At 30.7% G+C, this 5,371-nt stretch carries 4 protein-coding genes; all 4 read left to right on the plus strand.

Annotated features, from left to right (window positions below):
* The first annotated feature begins 384 nt into the window (after nt 1–384).
* Nucleotides 385–1,266 (plus strand): MurR/RpiR family transcriptional regulator, encoded by an 882-nt coding sequence (locus Q0K35_RS10020; protein WP_294562712.1) that lies wholly within the window; start codon nt 385–387, stop codon nt 1,264–1,266.
* Nucleotides 1,267–1,400: 134 nt separating this feature from the next.
* Complete coding sequence (locus Q0K35_RS10025; RefSeq protein ID WP_294562714.1) at nt 1,401–2,795, plus strand: PTS transporter subunit EIIC; 1,395 nt, start codon at nt 1,401–1,403, stop codon at nt 2,793–2,795.
* Nucleotides 2,796–2,815: 20 nt separating this feature from the next.
* A complete protein-coding gene (locus Q0K35_RS10030; protein WP_294562716.1) occupies nt 2,816–4,309 on the plus strand; it encodes a family 1 glycosylhydrolase in 1,494 nt (497 codons plus the stop codon).
* 51 nt (nt 4,310–4,360) lie between these two features.
* Entirely contained in the window at nt 4,361–4,855 is a 495-nt protein-coding gene (locus Q0K35_RS10035; RefSeq protein WP_294562718.1) for a PTS glucose transporter subunit IIA, read from the plus strand.
* Nucleotides 4,856–5,371 lie beyond the last annotated feature (516 nt).

Below are 5,371 nucleotides of genomic sequence, written 5' to 3' on the forward strand. Positions count from 1 at the left end.
TATGTACAGGTGTGCGTGCCGATCGTAAGCTTGTAGAGTCTTTCTATGGTATCACTCCAGAGATTTATGAAGCAGGTGATGCGATAAGGACCAGAAAAATACAGGAAGCTGTATTTGAAGGATATGGAATCGGAGCCATGATCTAAAGATAAATCAAAATTGAAAAAAGTGATTAATTTTGAAGTGAAAGAGGTATCTTTATCAAGGGTAAAAATAAAAAAAGAACATTCTCCTGTTGAATAGCACAGGAGAATGTTTTTGAAATAAAACCATTAATATAAATGGGAGATAACAGAAAAAGGTATAAAAAATCAAAATAAAACTATTGCGTTATGCTATAATAAAAACAACTTTTAACAAAAAGAAAGGAGGATGTGATGAAGTGTGTCACTAAATATTATGTTAATAAAAAAATTGAAAGAAATAGTAGAAAAACAGCATTCAAATAGTGAAAATGATTATTTAATTGCAAAATATATTTTGGAGCATCCTTATGAAGTAGTCAATTATAGTGTAAATGATCTGTCAAAAGAAACCTTTACAAGTAATTCATCCGTTATTCGTTTTAGTAAGAAACTAGGATTTAAAGGATTTCCTGAATTAAAAATAGCCATCGCAAAAGATATTGATGAATTTTATGGAAATGAGGAAAAAGTAGAATTTAATATTCCAATAAAACAAGGACAAAGTAAACATGAAATAAGTAAGGTTTTTTTTGATTTATATGTTCAAACTATTGAAGAAACGTATAAGCATTTAAATATGGAATCTTTGGAAAAAGCAGCAAAATTAATTACAGAGGCTGATCATGTGACAATTTATGGGAAAAGTAATTCTTTATTAGTTGCAGAGAATTTTTACTTGAAAATTAGGAAAATTGGAATAGTTGCTAGTTGTGATTCTTTAAGGGGATTTCAAAGAGTATTGACTCGAAAGAAAAGAATCAAAGAAATAGCCGTATTTATTTCTCATTATTTAAATAATGAACAAACAAAAAAGATGATTTTTCAATTAAAAGAACATGGATATAAAGTGATTTTAGTAACATCTAACATAGAATCACCTATTTGTAAGATTGTTGATGTTGTATTGGGAATTTTCAATGGAGAAAGTTATGTTAAAATGGGTAATTTTTCTTCACAATTAGCAGAAGAATTTGTTTTAGATATATTATATGGAATTCTTTTTGAGCGTGATTATAATCAAAATATAGAATTGATTTCACGCGTAAATGGTGGATTTGATGAAAATCAATTTAAACGATGAAAAATAATTTCAAAAAATCGTTTTATTTAAAAGAAAGTGTGGCATAAATTTCCAACAGCCTTGCACTTTCTTTTGTTTTTTCTAAATCTATTTTATAGTAGGACTGTAAAGCTTTTGAGCGAGGAGGTTAGAATATGAAAAATAATGCTCAAGAAATTTTGAATTATGTCGGAGGACAAGATAACATTATTCAATTTACTCATTGTGCTACAAGATTACGTTTTGTAGTCAAAAATGAATCAAAGGTAGAATTTGAAAAACTTAATGAATTAAAGGATGTTATTTCGTCTCAAAAAGCTAATGGTCAAATTCAAGTCATAGTCGGAGGGAAAGTTGTTGAATTGTTCGATGACATTTGTAAACTTCTTCCTGAAAATGCTATTTCAAAAGAAATGGTAGAGGAACAAGAAGGAGATGCAATGATACCTACTAAAAAAAATCCTATCTCATTAGTAGTTGATACCATTTGTCAAATTTTCTCTCCGATTTTACCAGTTTTAGTTGGGTGTGGATTATCAAAAGCATTCATTAATACTTTGGTTAAAATTGGAGTCGTAGCGTCTGGTAGTGATGTTGTTATCGTATTTACAATGGTATCAGATTTAGTATTCTATTTCATGCCATTTTTATTAGCGGTTTCAACAGCTGAAAAATTTAAAACAAATAAATTTCTTGCTCTTACAACAACAGGAATCTTAATGTCGAATTTAATGATGACTTCGGCAACTAACGGAACGGAATTATCATTTTTAGGATTTAATGTATTAGTAAGGAATTATTCATCTACAATTATACCAGCAATCTTAACTACGATTGTATTAAGTTACATTTATAAAACGGTTAATAAGATATTGCCTGTGATGATTCGTTCAATCTTTACACCAGTCATTACATTAATTATTATGACACCTATTACATTATTAGTTACTGGACCTATTGGTTACCACTTAGGAGTTTATGTTGCTGAATTCATTACGGGTATATATTCCATTGCAGGTGTATTTGGACCATTTATATTGGGGTTATTAAGATCACCTTTGACTGTATTAGGTCTTCATTATTCTATTGGCCCTATTCAGGTTACAGAAATCGCATCTGTAGGATTCTCTGTACTTTTACCAACTGCTTTGTGTTCTAACATTGCTCAAGCTGGTGCAACTATGGGAATTGCAATTCTATCTAAAAATAAAGAAGAAAAAGTTGGTGCGTTAAGTGCATCTGTTACAGCCTTGTGTGGTATCACTGAACCGGCAATGTTTGGTTATACATTAAAATATAAAACACCATTCATGTGTAGCTGTTTAGCAGCAGCTATTTCATCTACATTCATGTCATTCTTTCATGCAAAAGGATTTGCGACGGGATTACCAAGTTTATTAACACTTGTTAACTTTGGAACCGAACCAGAAATTTTTCTATACGTTGGGGTTGCATTATCATTTATATTGAGTTGTATATTCGTTTTAATAACAGGAATTAACAGAAAAGAAAACAAATTATTTGATAAAATAATGGGAAAAAAAGCGTAAGCTAGACAAGGAGGTATTATATGAAACACTTATCTTTTCCAAAAAATTTCCTTTGGGGTGGTGCAATTGCAGATTTTCAAGCAGAAGGAGGCTATACAGAAAGCGGGAGAGGCTTAGTAACGTTAGATTTTGTTACTCAAGGAACAAAAGATGAACCTAGAAAAATTACTTATATGTTACCTGATGGGAGCAAACATGTTTCAGATTTTAGAGCGCCGTTACCTGATGGTGCAAAAGGGTATTTAGATCCGAATTATTACTATCCTTCATTAAATGCTGTTGATTTTTACCACCATTATAAGGAAGACATTCGTTTAATGGCAGAAATGGGTTGTACAACATTTAGATTTTCAATTTGCTGGACAAGAATTTTTCCACGAGGGGATGAAGAGATTCCGAATGAAGATGGACTGAAATTTTATGAAAATATAGTTGATGAGTGTTTAAAATATGGTATTGAACCATTAATTACTATTTGTCATGATGAAATACCTGTCTATCTGGCAGATACGATTCATGGCTGGTTAGATCGGAAAACTATTGATTATTATTTAAATTTGTGTAAAGCATTATTTAACCGTTTAGGTTCTAAAGTCAAATACTGGTTGACTTTTAATGAAATTAATACATTAAATGGCTATGAAATGTTTGGGTGCACACAAAGAGATCATAAGGTACGATTTATTGGGGCTCATCATATGTTTATTGCAAGTGCTTTAGCGGTTAAGATGTGTCATGAAATGATTCCTGGTGCAAAAGTAGGAGCAATGTTTGCTTCTTCTCCATGTTATCCGTTGACTTGCAAACCGGAAGATGTATTCATGCAACTACAAGCTAGAAGACGGACATGGCTATACGCTGATGTAATGATGCGTGGTTATTATCCAGGATATGCGGAAACTATTTTAGAATATTATGATGCTCAAATACCATGGCAAGATGGCGATAAAGAAATTTTGAAAGAAGGGACATTAGATTTTTATTCCTTTAGTTGCTATCGTTCAACAACTGTTAATAAAGATAGTTCATTCAAGTATCAAGGTGTTGAAACATTATGTTTTGATCAAAATCCATATCTACCAAATACCAATTGGGGATGGCCGGTTGATCCAATGAGTCTAAGATATGTTTTGAATGAAGTTTATGATCGTTATCAAAAACCAATTTTTATTGTCGAAAATGGAATGGGAGAAATCGATATTCCAGATGAAAATGGATTTGTAAATGATACGTATCGAATTGAATACTTAAAAAAACATTTTAAAGAAATACGCAAAGCAGTATGTTTAGATCATGTTGATGTAATTGGTTATACAATGTGGGGCTGTATTGATTTAGTTTCATTAGGTACTGGAGAAATGAAAAAACGTTATGGATGGATTTATGTTGATATGGATGATTTGGGGAATGGAACGAAAAGAAGGATTCCTAAAGCTTCCTACTATTGGATGCAAAAATTCTTGAAATCAAATGGAGAGATTCTTGATCAAGATAATGATGCATTAATAATTTAATATTTAACAGGTGATGAATTCACCTGTTAGTTTTTAAGAAGGAATTGAGTTATGGGATTATTTGATTTTTTAAAAAAAGAAAGAAATATTAAAAAAAGTGGAATTATATATTCACCTACGAACGGGGAAATTAAACCAATTTGTGAAACACCAGATCAAATGTTTGCTAAAAAGTTAATAGGAGATGGGGCAATTATTTTTAATTCTGATGGAAATATAATTGCTCCATTTGATGGAAAAGTAAAAATGCTTTTTCCTACAAAACATGCCATTGGTCTGGAATCAAACGACGGTATAGAAATACTAATCCATTATGGAATAAATACAGTAGAATTAAAAGGAGAAGGGTTCAGAACTTATGTAAAGCAGGGAGATATAATAAAAACTGGTAATAAATTACTTGTTGTTGATAATGCATTGTTGGAAAGCAGAGGACTCATAACATGCGTGATTATTGCCGTTACATATCCTAAAGATATAAAAATTGAAATGTTAAAAAATGGAATCATTCAACAAAAAGAAGAGATAATTCAGGTTATTAAATAAACATTCAGATCGAAGATAAGGTGAGTTAAATGAGGTAAAATTGATATTTAAAATGATACGGCTTATTTTTTTATTAGCTGTTGGAAATATTGTACGTACTGGCAGTTATTGCCAAAATTATTATTGGTGCAACTGTCAAACTATGTGATCATCAATCAGATATTTTAAAAAATTGAAACATCAATAATAAATAGAGTGTTCTATTATGCATGCCAGCATTACCTTTCATGTATAGAATGCAGATCTATTTAATATAAAATTGGTTGTATTAACATGAAAGAAGTGAATCTCTTCTTAGTTTTGAGATTCACTATTTTTATAAGATAACTATTTTTCTATCTTCTTTTGATTTGGATATTTCGTTTTCGATTGATGGTTTGCTCACAAAAATAAAAACACAGCCTATTGTCCAGCTGTGTTTGTTTCATTTTTGTTTTTTTGTTCGATCAAATACTGGGTAACAGCATTCATTCTTTTTTCTAATTTTTTACGATAGCCTTTTTCGCTCCATGCGCC

Origin of the sequence: uncultured Traorella sp., from assembly GCF_944327115.1 — a bacterium.
GTDB lineage: Bacteria > Bacillota_I > Bacilli_A > Erysipelotrichales > Erysipelotrichaceae > Traorella.